The 15,786-nt window shown below is 48.0% G+C and carries 14 protein-coding genes; 6 read left to right on the forward strand and 8 right to left on the reverse strand.

The window, feature by feature from the left end:
- Positions 1-47: 47 nt before the first annotated feature.
- The 3 genes from aceA to KNO85_RS11395 all read left to right on the forward strand — a co-directional run bounded on the left by aceA (position 48) and on the right by KNO85_RS11395 (position 3,292).
- Positions 48-1,316, forward strand: a complete 1,269-nt coding sequence (aceA, locus tag KNO85_RS11385; protein WP_074036681.1) for an isocitrate lyase — start codon at positions 48-50, stop codon at positions 1,314-1,316.
- Positions 1,317-1,532: 216 nt separating this feature from the next.
- Positions 1,533-2,858 carry a PepSY-associated TM helix domain-containing protein gene (locus KNO85_RS11390; RefSeq protein WP_214790188.1) on the forward strand — a complete coding sequence of 442 codons (1,326 nt, stop codon included), beginning with the start codon at positions 1,533-1,535 and terminating at the stop codon, positions 2,856-2,858.
- Complete coding sequence (locus tag KNO85_RS11395) at positions 2,855-3,292, forward strand: hypothetical protein (RefSeq protein ID WP_214790190.1); 438 nt, start codon at positions 2,855-2,857, stop codon at positions 3,290-3,292. Before KNO85_RS11390 ends, KNO85_RS11395 begins: the two co-directional genes overlap by 4 nt.
- A 43-nt stretch (positions 3,293-3,335) precedes the next feature.
- On the opposite strand, the gene KNO85_RS11400 is transcribed toward KNO85_RS11395, so the two are convergent.
- Positions 3,336-4,532 (reverse strand): LysM peptidoglycan-binding domain-containing protein, encoded by a 1,197-nt coding sequence (locus tag KNO85_RS11400; protein ID WP_214790192.1) that lies wholly within the window; start codon positions 4,530-4,532, stop codon positions 3,336-3,338.
- A 265-nt stretch (positions 4,533-4,797) separates the two neighbouring features.
- Between KNO85_RS11400 and KNO85_RS11405 the strand changes: the two genes are divergently transcribed.
- Positions 4,798-5,547 carry a FixH family protein gene (locus tag KNO85_RS11405; protein WP_214790194.1) on the forward strand — a complete coding sequence of 250 codons (750 nt, stop codon included), beginning with the start codon at positions 4,798-4,800 and terminating at the stop codon, positions 5,545-5,547.
- 32 nt (positions 5,548-5,579) lie between these two features.
- On the opposite strand, the gene KNO85_RS11410 is transcribed toward KNO85_RS11405, so the two are convergent.
- Positions 5,580-7,205 (reverse strand): ABC-F family ATP-binding cassette domain-containing protein, encoded by a 1,626-nt coding sequence (locus KNO85_RS11410; protein WP_214790196.1) that lies wholly within the window; start codon positions 7,203-7,205, stop codon positions 5,580-5,582.
- A 188-nt stretch (positions 7,206-7,393) separates the two neighbouring features.
- Here KNO85_RS11410 and KNO85_RS11415 point away from each other — a divergent pair, with 188 nt between their 5' ends.
- Entirely contained in the window at positions 7,394-8,035 is a 642-nt protein-coding gene (locus tag KNO85_RS11415; RefSeq protein WP_214790198.1) for a hypothetical protein, read from the forward strand.
- A 38-nt stretch (positions 8,036-8,073) separates the two neighbouring features.
- On the opposite strand, the gene KNO85_RS11420 is transcribed toward KNO85_RS11415, so the two are convergent.
- The 4 genes from KNO85_RS11420 to KNO85_RS11435 form a co-directional block, all read right to left on the reverse strand.
- A complete protein-coding gene (locus KNO85_RS11420; protein ID WP_376777996.1) occupies positions 8,074-8,523 on the reverse strand; it encodes an SACOL1771 family peroxiredoxin in 450 nt (149 codons plus the stop codon).
- 52 nt (positions 8,524-8,575) lie between these two features.
- Positions 8,576-9,814: a peptidase T gene (gene pepT, locus KNO85_RS11425; protein WP_214790202.1), complete on the reverse strand. Its 1,239-nt coding sequence runs from the start codon at positions 9,812-9,814 to the stop codon at positions 8,576-8,578.
- A gap of 101 nt (positions 9,815-9,915) precedes the next feature.
- Positions 9,916-10,590, reverse strand: a complete 675-nt coding sequence (locus KNO85_RS11430; RefSeq protein ID WP_214790204.1) for an LrgB family protein — start codon at positions 10,588-10,590, stop codon at positions 9,916-9,918.
- On the reverse strand, positions 10,587-10,940 hold the full coding sequence (locus KNO85_RS11435) for a CidA/LrgA family protein (RefSeq protein WP_214790206.1): 354 nt from the start codon (positions 10,938-10,940) through the stop codon (positions 10,587-10,589). Before KNO85_RS11435 ends, KNO85_RS11430 begins: the two co-directional genes overlap by 4 nt.
- Before the next feature lie 238 nt (positions 10,941-11,178).
- Between KNO85_RS11435 and KNO85_RS11440 the strand changes: the two genes are divergently transcribed.
- Positions 11,179-11,826, forward strand: a complete 648-nt coding sequence (locus tag KNO85_RS11440) for a YwqG family protein (protein ID WP_251130686.1) — start codon at positions 11,179-11,181, stop codon at positions 11,824-11,826.
- A gap of 44 nt (positions 11,827-11,870) precedes the next feature.
- Here the strand turns inward: KNO85_RS11440 and KNO85_RS11445 are convergent, their stop codons facing one another.
- Both KNO85_RS11445 and KNO85_RS11450 read right to left on the reverse strand, forming a co-directional pair.
- The gene (locus KNO85_RS11445; RefSeq protein WP_214790208.1) at positions 11,871-15,023 is read right to left on the reverse strand and encodes an efflux RND transporter permease subunit; all 3,153 of its coding nucleotides are present in this window, start codon (positions 15,021-15,023) and stop codon (positions 11,871-11,873) included.
- Positions 15,024-15,055: 32 nt separating this feature from the next.
- Positions 15,056-15,622, reverse strand: coding sequence for a TetR/AcrR family transcriptional regulator (locus KNO85_RS11450; RefSeq protein ID WP_214790210.1), 567 nt, complete (start codon positions 15,620-15,622; stop codon positions 15,056-15,058).
- Positions 15,623-15,786: the final 164 nt, after the last annotated feature.

A 15,786-nucleotide genomic window follows, 5' to 3' on the forward strand; every position in this document is an offset into this window, starting at 1 on the left:
AACAAATCTAATTTATTGAAATTAATATAATACAGGAGGGTTTATTGATGAAACAACGCGAACAATTGATGGATAGCTGGAAGTCGGAACGATTTGAAGGGGTAGAACGTCCATATTCCGTAGAAGATGTTATGAAATTACGAGGATCGATTGTGATTGAACAGACGCTCGCGACAAAGGGGGCGGAACGCTTATGGCAATTGATGCACGAGCGTGACTACGTGCATGCACTCGGCGCGTTGACAGGAAACCAAGCCATTCAGCAAGTGAAGGCAGGACTTGAAGCGATTTACTTGAGCGGCTGGCAAGTAGCGGCAGACGCTAACCTGTCAGGTCACATGTATCCGGACCAAAGTTTATATCCGGCCAACTCGGTTCCAAGTGTCGTCAAACGAATCAATCAGGCGCTCCAACGTGCCGATCAAATTCAAACGGCAGAAGGAAAAGGTGACACACATTGGTTCGCACCGATTGTCGCGGATATGGAAGCCGGGTTCGGTGGTGTCCTCAACGTATTCGAATTGACGAAGGCGATGATCGAAGCGGGAGCTGCTGGCGTTCACCTCGAAGACCAGCTCTCGTCTGAGAAGAAATGTGGTCACCTCGGTGGGAAGGTGTTACTCCCAACCCAGACGGCTGTGAAAAACTTGATCTCGGCTCGACTCGCGGCAGACGTCATGGGCGTCCCGACCATCATCGTAGCGCGGACAGATGCGCATGCGGCGAACTTGATCACGAGCGACATCGATCCAATCGATCACCCGTTCATCATTGGAGAGCGTACACCGGAAGGCTTCTATCGGACGGAAGCTGGTATCGAGCAAGCGATCGCTCGTGGTCTCGCTTATGCGCCATATGCAGACCTCGTCTGGTGTGAGACGTCTGAACCTGATTTGGCAGAGGCACGTCAATTTGCTGAAGCGATTCATGCGAAGTATCCAGGCAAACTTCTCGCTTACAACTGTTCGCCATCATTTAACTGGAAGAAGAAGCTATCAGATGAAGAGATTGCGACGTTCCAACAAGAAATCGGCGCAATGGGATACAAGTTCCAGTTCGTCACACTTGCTGGATTCCACGCCCTCAACTTCGGCATGTTCGAGCTCGCACGCGGGTATAAAGACCGTGGGATGGCAGCGTACTCGGAGTTACAACAAGCAGAATTTGCGGCTGAAGTACATGGTTACACGGCGACACGTCACCAGCGAGAGGTCGGGACGGGTTACTTCGATGAAGTCTCACTCGTCATCTCAGGTGGGCAATCATCCACGACTGCACTTGCCGGTTCGACAGAAGCAGAGCAATTCACAAATTAATCACACTTTGGAGACGCCGATTTGTTGGCGTCTCTTTATTTGTGTGAAAGTGTGTGAGTCGGTTCAGTAAATATGTGAAAAAAAGATGAATTGAAGTTCATTTTCACTTCTCCAATTCGACGAATAGTTGTCACAATTGACAAGAATAAACCGTTTCCATTCCTTGTATACTCAATCTGTTCACAAGTTGGACACAATGATAAAGGGGGAAGCATCATGCAGGGGGAACGGTTAAAGAAACGCAACGCTTGGTATCAAGCGGTTTGGCGTTGGCACTTTTATGCAGGTCTTATTTTTGCGCCGATTTTCATTATCCTGGCTGTGACGGGCAGCATTTATTTATTTGAACCGCAATTAACGAAAATGCAATACAGAGACATGATGACGGCATCATTTGCCGAAGAACAACCGATTGAAGTCCAAAAAGAATCATTCCTGGCAGAACATCCGGAGGCGATGATCACATCGATCCGTTTGCCAGGTGAAGGAGAATCGACTCGAATCGGTTGGATGAACAATGACGAGATGATGTATACATATATTCATCCAGAAACGGCAGAAGTTTTAGGAACACGAACTGCCGAAAGCAGCATGGATCTATTAGTTTTGATTCATGGCACACTATTAGGTGGTCAAATCGGGAACTGGGTCGTCGAACTCGCGGCGTCCTGGGCGATCATTCTTCTTATTACGGGGACATTCTTATTCTGGCCACGTGGGAAAAACCCGATTCGGATGCTTATGCCGAAGCTCGGGAAAGGGCGGCAGTGGTGGAAGCAAATGCACGGTAGCGTCGCTTTATGGTCATCGTTAGGACTTGTCATCATCATCAGTTCAGGATTGGCCTGGTCATCCGTGTCGGGTGCGATGTTGCAATGGGTTTCCTCATCGACAAACACCGGAACACCGATGTACGCGTATGCGTTCGGTGCTAAACCTGAATCAACCGTGACCACGAAAGATGTGGCAGAAGACGTGCCTTGGGCGACACAAGCAGACCTCGTCCCAGCGTCTTCACCGAGTTCGCTATTGCCAATTGATTTAAATCGTGTGGTGAGTGAAGTTTCGATTGAGCGCCCGTATACCGTTTCTTTGCCACAAGGTGAGACAGGCGTATACACTGTCACATCGGCAGCAGGACACCCGTTCAAAGAAGCAACGGTGAACTTAGATCAATATAGTGGTGAGACACTTAGTTCTGTGACGTATGCGGATTACGGGATTCTCGGAAAACTGATTACGGTCGGAATCGCATTCCATGAAGGTCGCCTATTCGGATTACTCAATCAATTGGTTGGAGTCGCGCTTTGTCTAGGTCTTATTTTTGTCGTCATCAGCTCATTCGTGATGTGGCGCAAACGGAAAGTCGGATCCATCGAACAAATGAAGCGGTTTGAAGACGAACGAATCAAACGAATCGTCGGTATCTTGATTTTACTTCTCGGTGTCACATTACCGCTCGCAGGGATCAGTATCCTCGTCGTTCTTGTATTTGATTGGTTTATTGGCCGTCGAAAGTTGAAAGCGGAGGTGGCAGCATGAAACGATTCATCCAAGTCATTCCTGTCATCATGACGACACTTTGGTTAGGAGCGTGTCAGCTTCAAACGGTCGACCGCTCGATTGATCCGATCGGCATTCAATTGATTGTACCTGAACGTGTAGAGGTTGGATCGACGACGCTTGCGATGAAAGTATCGAATGACGAACGTGTGACGGAAAGTCATATTCAAGTCACACCTTACGAGTCGGAAGAGACACGGACGTACGAAGTAACCGAAAAAGATGGATATCTCGTGACGAGCGTGAAGCTCGATCAAGGCATCTATCAAGTGAACGGCATGGTGCATGAAGGGCAGAAAGTGTATACACCGACCACATGGATGATTGTCGGTGATGTACCACAAGATCAAATTGATCAGATTGAACAATCGACAGTTCAGTCACATGGTCACGGTGGTGGACATCATCACTAAAAAAACCGCTGCACGCGCAGCGGTTTTTTTAGTTTGAGTACTGTTACTTTGGAATGGTCAACACTTGTCCGACACTGATGAGGTTAACGTTCGTGATGTTGTTGGCGGCTGCGATTTTTGCGACAGTCGTATTGTACATTGTCGCAATCTTATACAGTGTGTCCCCAGATTTCACCGTATATTTCACGGTTGTCGTAGGAGGTGGTGTGACGGTCGTTCCTGGAATGATGAGCACCTGTCCGACACTGATAAGGTTGACGTTTGTGATATTGTTAGCGGCTGCGATTTTTGCGACAGTCGTATTGTACATTGTCGCAATCTTGTAGAGCGTGTCACCCGATTTCACGGTATATTTCACGGTCGTTGTAGGTGGTGGTGTGACGGTTGTTCCTGGAATGATGAGCACTTGTCCAACATAGATCAAGTTATAGTTCGTGATATTGTTTGCGGCAGCAAGAGCCGATACGGTGACACCGTATGTCCGTGCAATACTGTACAACGTGTCACCGGATTTCACGGTATACGTTTTGTTCGTTGACGTGTTTTGATAGGCGAGTAATTGCGAAACCGTGACAAATTTGTACCCTTTTGCTTTGAGTTGCGAAATCATCGTTGGTAATGCGAGTGGGGTGCCCGGTGCCCCCGCACCTGTGTGCATCAAAACGATGGAACCCGGTTTAATATTGGTTTGTACTTTCGTATTGATTTGACTCGCGGTCAATCCTTTCCAGTCAATTGTATCGATGTTCCATTGAATCGTGTATCCATATCCGGCGGCGCCGACGCCGTTCAATACGGCACTATTGACGGCTCCGAACGGTGCTCTAAAAAGTGGTTTCGTCGTTTTGCCAGTCAACGATTTAATCAAAGCTTCCGTGCGGTCGAGTTCGGATTTCATTTGAGTGGCAGTCAGTTTGGTGAAATCAGGATGCGTATACGAGTGATTACCGAGCTGATGTCCTTTTGTAGCGATGTTTTTAATGTATTGGGGATGATTGTTCGCACCCGATCCGGTTAAAAAGAAGGTCGCTTTCACGTTGTTTTTTGCCAAAATGTCTAAAATCTTGTTCGTGTTCGCACCGTCTGCCCCGTCATCAAATGTCAACGCGACAACCTTGCTCGTCGTGTTCACACTCGTGATAAATTTTGAAGCGGCGGCACTGACGGAAATCGATTGTGTGATCACCATCGCCAATAAGATGAAAAATGCCATCGCCCCACGAATGACCCTACGTTTCATCTGAATTCGCCTCCATTCATGATGTCATCCTCTTGATGTTAAGACTTTCCAAATGCACACCCTATATAGTTTTTATATACCCCTTTTTAGAAATGATGGACTAAAATTCGGAAATGCACACGATAAATTTTCAATTAATCATATGTGTGAAATTTGTGAGAACGTATCGTGGGATATATCACAGAATGCTCACACTCTTTCTGGAAAGGGATGGTATCATGAAGAATGTGTGAAAGATGTAAGCGATTTATAAGGAGGACTTATGATGAAAAAGATGATGACACGGTTTGGGGTCGTGTTTGGACTCATCGGCCTGTTCGTACTCGGTGCATGCGGCACGGAAAAAGAAGCGGAAAGCGCAGCTGTTCCACAATCGATGGAACCTGTTGAAGCAGAGTTGACGGTGGCGGCGACGGCAGAAAAAGAAGAAACAGTACCTTTATCTGTAAAAGTCACGCAAGACGGTCAGCCTGTAGACGATGCGGATGAGATTAAATTCGAAGTGTGGAAGAACGGTGCGAAAGAAGAGAGCGACATGATTAAGGCGACGCTCACGAAAGATGGCGTCTATGAAGCGGAGACGACGTTCGCTGAAGAGGCAGTCTACACGGTCCAAGTTCACGTGACGGCTCGTTCGATGCACACGATGCCGACGACGAACGTGACAGTCGGACATCCAGAAACGGCTGCCGAAGCGGAAGAGGATAGTGACCATCATCACCACGCTGGAGCGGATATCACGCTTGACCCAAAAGAGGCGACAGCAGGTGAAGAACAACCGTTCATGGTGCACGTTATGATTGAAGAGGAGATGCTCGCGGGAGCAGACGTACAACTCGAAATCTTCCAAGACGGGGCAGAAAAGCATGAGTGGGTGAAGTTGGAAGAGGCAGAGGCAGGAATGTATAAAGGATCGTACACCTTTACTGAATCTGGCGCATACAACGTTCAAGTCCATGTCACGAAAGGTCATGACATTCATGAACACGTGATGGAGACGGTAGACGTTAAATAAAAAAATCGGCTCGCGTTTGAGCCGATTTTTTATTATGCGTTTTGGTAGAGTGATTCAACTTGTTGTTGAAGCGCTTCGTTCTCCAAGTACTCATCGTACGTTGCTTCTTTATCCACGATGCCGTTCGGTGTCACTTCGATGATGCGTGTCGCAATCGTCGAGATGAGCTGATGGTCATGTGAGCTGAAGAGAAGCACGCCTTTGAACGACTCGAGACCGTTGTTAAGTGCAGTGATTGATTCAAGATCCAAGTGGTTCGTTGGATCGTCGAGGACGAGCACGTTCGAGTTCGAGAGCATCATCTTCGAGAGCATGCAGCGTACTTTTTCTCCCCCTGAGAGGACAGACGCTTTCTTCATGACTTCTTCACCTGAGAAGAGCATGCGACCAAGGAATCCGCGAAGGAACGTATCTGACTCATCGGCTGGTGAGAACTGACGCAACCAGTCCAAAATACTCTTTTCCGAGCCCTCAAAGTATTCCGAGTTGTCTTTCGGGAAGTACGACTGAGTCGTCGTCACGCCCCATTTGACCGAACCTGTATCTGGTTCCATCTCACCCATAAGAATTTTGAAGAGTGTCGTGATGGCAACGTCCGAACGACCGACGAATGCGACTTTGTCCGTCTTGTTGAGTGAGAACGTGACATTGTCGAGTACTTTTACGCCATCGATCGTCTTCGATACGTTGTCGACATAGAGAACATCGTTCCCGATCTCGCGTTCCATCGTGAATCCGACGAACGGATAACGACGTGATGACGGACGAATGTCATCGAGTGTGATCTTATCGAGCAACTTCTTACGTGACGTTGCTTGACGCGCCTTTGAGGCGTTCGAGCTGAAACGTGCGATGAAGTTTTGAAGTTCTTTGATTTTCTCTTCTTTTTTCTTGTTCTGGTCTGAAGCCATACGTGAAGCAAGTTGGCTTGACTCATACCAGAAGTCGTAGTTCCCGACGTACAATTGGATTTTTCCAAAGTCGAGGTCTGCCATATGCGTACAGACTTTGTTCAAGAAGTGACGGTCGTGGGAAACGACGATGACTGTGTTTTCAAAGTTGATCAAAAACTCTTCCAACCATTGAATTGCTTTTAGGTCAAGTCCGTTGGTCGGCTCGTCCAAAAGCAAGATGTCTGGTTTACCGAAGAGTGCTTGGGCAAGAAGGACTTTGACTTTCTCGCCACCTGTGAGTTCGCTCATTTGTTTCTGGTGAAGCGCTTCTGTAATGCCGAGACCTTGAAGAACCATCGACGCCTCCGACTCTGCTTCCCAACCGTTCAACTCGGCGAATTCACCTTCGAGTTCAGCTGCGCGCATGCCGTCTTCGTCTGAGAAATCTTCTTTCATATAAATCGCGTCTTTTTCTTTCATGACGCTATAAAGACGCTCGTGACCCATGATGACGGTCTCGAGAACAGCACTGTCCTCATACGCATAGTGGTCCTGTTTGAGGACGGCGAGACGCTCACCCGGTGTGATGCTCACATCACCCGTCGTCGTATCTTGCTCACCTGATAAAATCTTTAAGAATGTCGATTTACCGGCACCGTTTGCACCGATTAATCCGTAACAGTTGCCTGGTGTGAACTTGATGTTCACGTCTTCGAACAACTTGCGGCCGCCAAATTGTAGGCTGACGTTATTTACTGTAATCATGTATGGTATCCCTCGTTTTTCTGATTAGTTTACGACGTGTATTGTATCACGTTTTTAAAAATCGCGCAGTGTCACGTCATGATTCACAAACGTTAAAGATCAACTTGTGCATCATGATAGAGGATTCTACACCGTAAGATGGAAATATTATGTAGAACGAAATGAACGTGAATAAAATGGGGGATACTATGAAACAAATTAGACTTTGGTTGATCATCCTGTTCGTTGTGGTCAGTTCAAATATCGTGAATTCGCTATTGAAGAGTGAACTTCAAGCGTTTGAGGTGGGGAAGTTTGAGTTTGGGAAATATGATGATTTTGACGAGGCGTTGGCTAAGGGTCTCACTTATGACATGAATAAATTGATTTATACAACCCGTCACGATGGGGTGACCATCGTCATGTACACGACGATTCCAGATCCAGCAGAGTTCCAAGATGTCATAGAGTTTCAAGATAATAGTGAGTTTCAAAATAAGATGGAGGCACTAGTCGTCCAGTTCTTTGAGGGGAATAACGAGGAAGGGTGGGAGCTTCTTGGACCAAGAGGGTGGACGCACTATGAAAACGACAATTTCACCTCATATAGCACATTTTTACGAGAATACGATGAAGCCGGAAACGTCGAACATTCTTTCAATGTGGGATTTGGAGAAGTGAACAATCCAGAAATCGATACGATTGAAACGAAATCTCATCATGACAATACGTTCACCGAGGCAACGGTGATTCAAAAAGGCCCGTACCGATATTATTTTCAAATTGGAGAAGACGCGGTTGTACGAGGAATTTCTGTGAACGGTGAGATTGTCGATCAACAAGGCAGCTGATACTTCGATGCACAGAAAAAGCCATCATCACGATGGCTTTAGTCGACTCGTACAACGGTCGTATTCAATTCAAACGCCACATTTCCTGCGAGCGCGCGTGAAATCATACATTGATCTTTCGCTTTTTTCGCGATGCGCTCGACTAGCGTGATTTCTCGATCCGTCATCTCTGCAGGTACTTGAATCGTTGTCACATAGCGAATCGTCTCATAGGTGAAGATGCCGTTCGTCACATCGACGATGCCTTCCGCATCAATCGTGATGCCACGGTGAGTCAAGTCACTTCGTCCGAGTACGGCTGCGAGTGTGATGATATAACACGTGGCCGCGGCTCCGAGTAACATCTCATCCGGATTCGTACCGACTCCGGGACCGTCCATTTCGGGTGGGATTGAAATCTGTGTCTTTAACCGCTCGGCCTCGAGGGTACCGACGTCATTTCGTCCGCCATCCCAGCCGAGGTTCATGCTAAATGTATGTTTCATCAAAAATCGCCTCCAATGTCTCTAGTGTAAAAGAGAACGATTGGAGGCGCATTTGTTATGCTTGTGCACGCTTCGCGAATGTGCGAAGTGTTTCGATGATGACGGTTGTTGCTTTTTCCATATTGTTCACAGAGATATATTCAAACTTCCCGTGATAGTTTTCGCCACCCGTGAAAATGTTTGGTGTCGGAAGACCCATGTAAGAAAGTTGCGATCCGTCTGTTCCACCACGAATCGGTTCAATCTTCGGTTCGATGCCAAGGCCGCGCATGACGTCAGCGACGGTATCGACGATGTGTTTCACGGGTTCGATTTTCTCGGCCATGTTGTAATACTGATCTTCCATCTTGAGCTCAATCCGCTCTTCCCCGTATTTTTGTTTCCATTCGAGGACAAGTTTCTCCATCAATGCTTTACGTGCTTCGAACTTCTGTTTGTCGTGATCGCGAATGATGTATTGAAGTGTCGTCTTCTCCACATCCCCATTGAAGCCGTTCAAATGGAAGAATCCTTCGTAGTTGCTCGTACGCTCTGGTGCCTCATCAGCCGGTAAACGGTTTTGGAAAGCCATCGCGAGCTTCATCGAGTTCACCATCTTGTTTTTCGCGCTACCTGGGTGTACGTTCGTTCCGTGGAAGGTGACGGTCGCACCGGCTGCGTTGAAGCTTTCATACTGCAACTCGCCGAGCGGTCCCCCATCCATCGTGTAAGCGAAGTCCGCATTAAAACGGGCGACATCGAATTTATGTGGTCCACGTCCGATTTCTTCATCTGGTGTGAAGGCAATGCGAACCGTCCCGTGTGGAATCTCAGGGTGGGCCAATAAGTATTCGACAGCTGTGACGATTTCAGCGATCCCTGCTTTATCATCCGCACCGAGGAGTGTCGTGCCGTCGGTTGTCATGAGCGTATGCCCGATATACCCATCAAGTTCCGGGAAGTCCTTTGGTGATAAGACGACATTCAATGACTCGTTTAAGACAATGTCGCCACCTTCATAATGCTCAACGAGTTGAGGTGACACGTTCGTTCCTGTGAAGTCGGTCGCTGTATCCACGTGAGCAAGGAATCCGATTGTCGGGACGTCATAATCGACGTTACTTGGAAGTGTGGCGAATAGATAGCCGTATTCATCCGTCTCGACATCTGTCAGTCCGAGTTCTTTTAATTCTTTCTCCAAATGACGAATCAAATCCCATTGTTTAGCCGTCGATGGTGTTGTCGTACTCGTGAAGTCAGACTGTGTATCGATCTTCGCGTAAGTCATTAAGCGTTCAATTAATTTTTCTTGCATGGATTGCCCTCCTCTAAAAGTTTCATCTTCATTAGTTTATCACGAGCGCTCGAAGTCGAAACAAAAAAGTCACACCCATCGATGAAGTGGGCGTGACCTGTTCAAAAGAGAAACGGATATAGAATGGGTAAGATGAACGATGTGAAGATGGCGGTCAATCCCATCGCAGCACCACCTGTTGCACCAGACAGCGGATGTTCAGTCGCTGCCTGAGCGGTTCCAATCCCGTGACTGATGGTGCCGAGCGTAAGTCCACGCGTGAACGGGTCGTCCATGCGGATCCACGTCAACAAGACCGGTCCGAGCATCGCACCTAAAATACCGCAGGCGACGGCAATTGAGGCGGCAAGTGTCGCATCCCCCTCTAGTTGTCGAGCCAACTCGAGGGCGATCGGAGACGTGGCCGACTTGACCGATAGCGCAATCAACACGTTTTCGGTAAACGAAAACAACTTCCCGAAGAGCACAGCGACAAAAATCGTGGAGAGAGACCCGATAACAATCGCACTTAATGCTCGCTTTGCCCGAGCGAGTAACACAGGTAGGTTGCGATAGAGTGGCAATCCGAGGGCGACCGTCGCTGGACCGAGTAAGATCGTGATGAGATCGGTAGCCGGTTTATACGTATCATAGGACTGTCCCGTCACGAGTAACAAGAGAATCAAAATGGCTGTACTTAAGAAGACGACATTGGTGAACGGGGATGCCCATTTTTTAGAGAGTTGCCGACTAAGCGTATACACGAGAATCGTCAATCCAATCCAAACGTATGTCATGATGCCTCACCTTCTTTCCCGGAAACGAGCGCCGTCACAATCATTCCGACCGCCATGCTGGCGAGTAACGTGAGGAGAAGCGGGATGCCGGCGGCCTTTAACAACGTACCGTACGCCATGAGACCGACGGCAATCGGGATGAAGAAGAAGGCGAGATGCTTCGTCAAATATCCAGCGCTGTCTTCAATCCACTCCACGCGAATGACTTTTGTCAGTAAGAGGACGAGCAAGAGCACCATGCCGATGACACTGCCCGGTACTTTCCAGGAGAACGTTTCAACGATCCAGTTGCCGAGCGTGCTCAACCCAAACAAGAGTGAGAGTCCGATGATCCATTTAAATAATTTCATTTATATGACTTCCTTTCGCTTCATTCAAAACGTATGAATCTTCTCAAATTCATCGTTATTGGTCAAGAAAAGGGTATAACAAAAAAGATAAGGGGTACATACGTTCGGGATGCTATACTACATCTATCATAAACAAGCGGGGTGTCGAGATGGAACTAAAAACGATTGAGCAATTATTCAAGAGCATGGATTACAAAACGGAGAAGACATTTTACGTGCGTTCACGAAGCGGGTCAATTTGACGCTTGTACCACGAACCACACGAGAAGAGGTGCCAATCGGCCATTCAAAGTTTGGTGGGTATCCTGATTTGCCAAATGCTGACTCGCACCCTGGGGAGAATATGACGTGTTTAGCTCAGTTCCGTTTAAGTGATTTAGCTGAGTTCGAATCCGTGGATGCACTCCCGAAAGAAGGTTTGTTGTCTTTCTTCTATGACTTGGAAGAACAACCTTGGGGAGATGAAAATCAACGTCATCTTTGGCGTGTCTTGTATACGGAAGAAACGCAACTTGAGCGAGTGCGAGTTGGAGAAGCATTGAATGAACGTGCCGTTTCTTTCAAAGAGAGTTATGCGGAGAATGGGTATGATTTGTACGATTTGCTCGGTGACGACATGTACGAAACGCTCGTCGAACAATTCGATCAAGAAGAACTCCACGCAATCGGTGGACATCCGAATGAAGTACAGAATGACGTATTTGAAGAAGTGCAAGAAACATATGGGGAACGATTCGATGATCCATTCCTGTTGTTTCAAATGGACACATCTGAAGAGTTAGATGTCATGTTCGGGGATGCGGGTATTCTCTATTTTCTTATCCCAGAAGATGCCCTCCGTGCCGAACGATTTGAAGAAACCGAAATCATCATGCAGTGTTATTGAACGAAAAAAGAGAGTCGACTTATTAAAAGTCAACTCTCTTTTGTTTACGCTTGTTTTTTCTTACGGAATCGTGCGAAGAACTCATAGACGATCGGTACGATAAGCAACGTGAGGAGCGTCGAACTTGTGAGTCCGCCGATCACGGTGACACCGAGACCTTTCGAGATGAGTGCGCCACCCTCGAGACCGAGTGCGAGCGGTGCGAGTGCACCGATTGTCGCGAGTGCGGTCATCAAGATTGGGCGAAGGCGTGTGCCTGCTGCTTCAAGTAACGCTTCACGTGTTGATAAACCGGCTTCTTCTTTATGAATGACGCGGTCGATCAAGACGATGGCGTTTGTGACGACAATCCCAATCAACATGAGTGCTCCGATCAAGGCAGATACCGAAATTGTTTCACCTGTGATGAGAAGGGCGACGAGTCCTCCGATAATCGCATACGGAAGTGAGAACAACACGACGAATGGCGTGACTGCCCCGCCGAATGTGATGACGAGAACCAAGTACACGATGGCGATCGCAGCGAGCATCGCAAGACCGAGCTGCGTGAACGATTCTTGAATCTGTTCCGTTACCCCACCGACATCATACGATACGCCAGAAGGGAGTTCGATGTCTGATACGCGTTCTTCAATCGCGGCAGATGCTTCTGTCGCTTTATCCGTGCTGAGTTCAACACTTACTTGGGCGAGCAGTTTTCCGTCGCGCTCGACGAGTGTGTCCGGCGTCGTGCCTTCTTCGATTTCAATGAAGTCTGAGATCGGACGTGGACCGAACGGTGTTGTGATTTCTTGTGCTTGTAAGTCATCTACACTGCCATACGTCACTTGTTCGTTCGGGATGATGACGTCTAACTGTTTATCATCTACCGTCACGCTCGCAAGTGGGCTTTCTGGTGCCTGGAATTGGCTGATCACTTGTGCGATTTGACCTGCTGACACACCAGCTTCCGCTGCGGCCTGTTGGTCGACGTTGAACGTATATTGTACATATGACTCACGTAAGTCTGACGTTGCCTGACGCACGTAGTCTGTCTCTTCTTCAATCGTTTCGATGAAGGTCGGCACGATCGCTTCTAAATCTTCAAGTGTGTTGGCATAGACGTTATACGTCACACCGCTCGTCGCGCCGCCACCTGAGAAGTCTTGTTCTTTCCACTCACCGTTTGAAGCGAGTTCATTCAACTTCTCGATATCAGCCAACTTCACATCTGCGAAATCTTCCGTATCCGGGTCATACTGGACGATGAAGATTCCTTGTTTATTGTTTCCTGGATTCAGCGGATTCTCTCCACCGACTGTAAATTGAACGTCCGTTGCGTTCGGTTGTTCGTCCATGAAGTATTCTTCTGCCACTTCTGCTGCAGCAATCGAATCTTCAAGCGTTTGGCCCGGTTCTGGGTCGAACGTGACATATAGTGTCTTATCTGCTTCTTGATTTAAGAAGTTCACGCCAATCGCTGGAACAAGAGCGAAACTACCGATGAGAAGGGCAGTCGCGAGTCCAAAGACGACGAGTTTATGGTTGAGTGACCAGTTCAAGACACCGCGATACCAATCTGCGAGTTTCCCTGGACCTTCTTCCGGCTTCAACTTGTCACGGTTCTTAAAGAACGAGTCGGCCATCATCGGAACGACCGTAATCGCCACGAGCAACGAAGCGAGAAGGGCGAAGACGACAGTCAAGGCGAACGGCAAGAACAACTCACCAACGAATCCTGTGACAAAACCGAGTGGCAAGAATACTGCAATCGTGACAATCGTCGACGAGGCGATTGGGATGAACACTTCTTTTGTCGCCGCGATAATCAGTTCTTTTCCGCGAAGTGGTTCGTTCGCCCGTGTGAGTCGACGGTAAATGTTCTCGATGACGACGATGGAGTCATCGACGACACGTCCAATCGCGACGGTCATCGCACCGAGTGTCATGATGTTCAACGTGATGTCCAATTGTTTCAACACGATGAGTGCCATGAGAAGCGACAACGGGATCGAGATGACAGCGATGATTGTCGATCGGAAGTTGCGCAAGAACACTAAGATGATCAGGATGGCGAATAAACCACCGAGCAATGCTTTCGATAACATCGTCTCGACCGATTCTTCAATCGGTTGTCCTTGGTCAAGTGTGATCGATACATTCGCTGTATCGTATTCTGCCTCGAAGTCAGCCAAAATGTCTTTGACAGCGTTGACGACATCGACCGTGTTTGCGTCTTGTGTCTTCGTTACTTGTAAACCGATTGAGCGTTCGCCGTTTGAGCGAGAAATCGATTCTTCGATTCCTTTGTCTTCGATGGTAGCAAGCTCACTCAACGCGACAGTCGGAACTGTCGTTGGGACGTTCGGTGGCAATGCCGATGGTGCTTCCGTCGGGACCTCTGTCGGCACGTCTGGTGTTTGACCAGGTGGCAATTCCGTCGGAGCAGACGGTGTCGCCGGTGCTGATTGTGCTGGTGAGTAAGGGATTTGGATATCGCGGAACGCTTCGAGTGTCTCCGACTTTCCGTCGATGACGACGGCTTGCTCCGTGTCACCCAACTCATACAAACCGAGGGCGATTCGCGCATCGTTCGCTTGAATCAATTGTTTGACCGTGTCTTCTGTCAAATTGTATTCAGCGAGCGCTTCTTGGTCGAATTGAAGTTCGACGCGGCGAATCTCTTGTCCCGCAATCTGGACCGTTTGTGCACCTTCTACACCTTCAAGCGCAGGTTGGACTTCTTCCTCGACGAGTTTCGTCAATTCTGCCAAATCAAGACTCTCATCCGAGATGGCAGCCCCGATTACCGGGAAAGCGTCGAAACTGAGACGTGACACTTGAGGTTCTTGTGCCGACTCCGGTAGTTCGACGTTACTTAACGCGTCTTTGACTTGCTGTTCCGCTTCATCCATATCTGTACTGAAATCGTAATCGATTTGGATGTTCGAAGCGTTTTGGAACGATGAAGAACGGACTTGTTCCACACCATTTAAACTTTGAAGCCGGTCTTCTAGAACGGTACTGACTTCTTCGAGCACTTGCTCAGGGGATGCACCTGGGTAAATGGTTGTAACCGAGACGGTCGGTGTCGTAATGTCCGGTAACGTCTCAAGCTTCATCGTCAAACCGGCGAAAAGACCGGCGGCCGTCAAAATGATCGTCATCAACCAGACGGCGAACTTGTTGTTAACGGAGAAGGATGTGATTTTCTGCATGGGTTTTTAATCTCCTCATATATGTTGTTTTTTTATGATTGACGATCGATATCGTGCGCCCGCTCAATCAATCGGGCAATAATCGCTTGTTTGAGCTCGGCAGGGGGAACACCGACACCAAAATGTTCTGACATCATCATGCCTTCGAGCGCATAACGAATGATCATCGTTTCAACCGGGTCGGCTGTTTTTTGGAACTGGGCGAAGAACGTATCTAAATCTTGCTTCCATCGATCTGCATACTCTTGGTCGACGGCGAACAGCGTGAGAAATGCGATCATTTTCTCGACATCGATGTGAATGGCGGAACGTTCGGGATGCAGGTTCGTCTCGTCGAACAGACGAACGAACGCTTCGACTGGACCGTGACCTTCTTGTTGAAGTGAGGCATACAGTTCATTCTGCTCTTGTTGCAACCGCTCAACGATTGCGGTCATTAGCGCTTCTTTTGAAGCATAGTGATAGAGAAGTCCACCTTTGGAAACACCGGCTGTTTTGGCTACTTCGTCTAACGTAAGTTGATGCACACCTTGATTCATGATGATGTCCGTTGCCGCATCGAGTAGCTTTTGTTTTGTGACGTTCGATCGGTTTGTCATATTTCCACCCCTTTCTGTACCGACCAGACGGTTTGTTTGATTTCACTATATCGTCCGCATTCTTTTGAAGTCAAGAAATGATAACCTCAAAACTGTCACAAATCGTACATTCAATGTGATAGCGATTGCAGAAAAACCTTGACGTGAGAATGATTATCAGTGAT

This window comes from Exiguobacterium sp. s124 (genome assembly GCF_018617485.1).
Taxonomy (GTDB): domain Bacteria; phylum Bacillota; class Bacilli; order Exiguobacteriales; family Exiguobacteriaceae; genus Exiguobacterium; species Exiguobacterium aestuarii.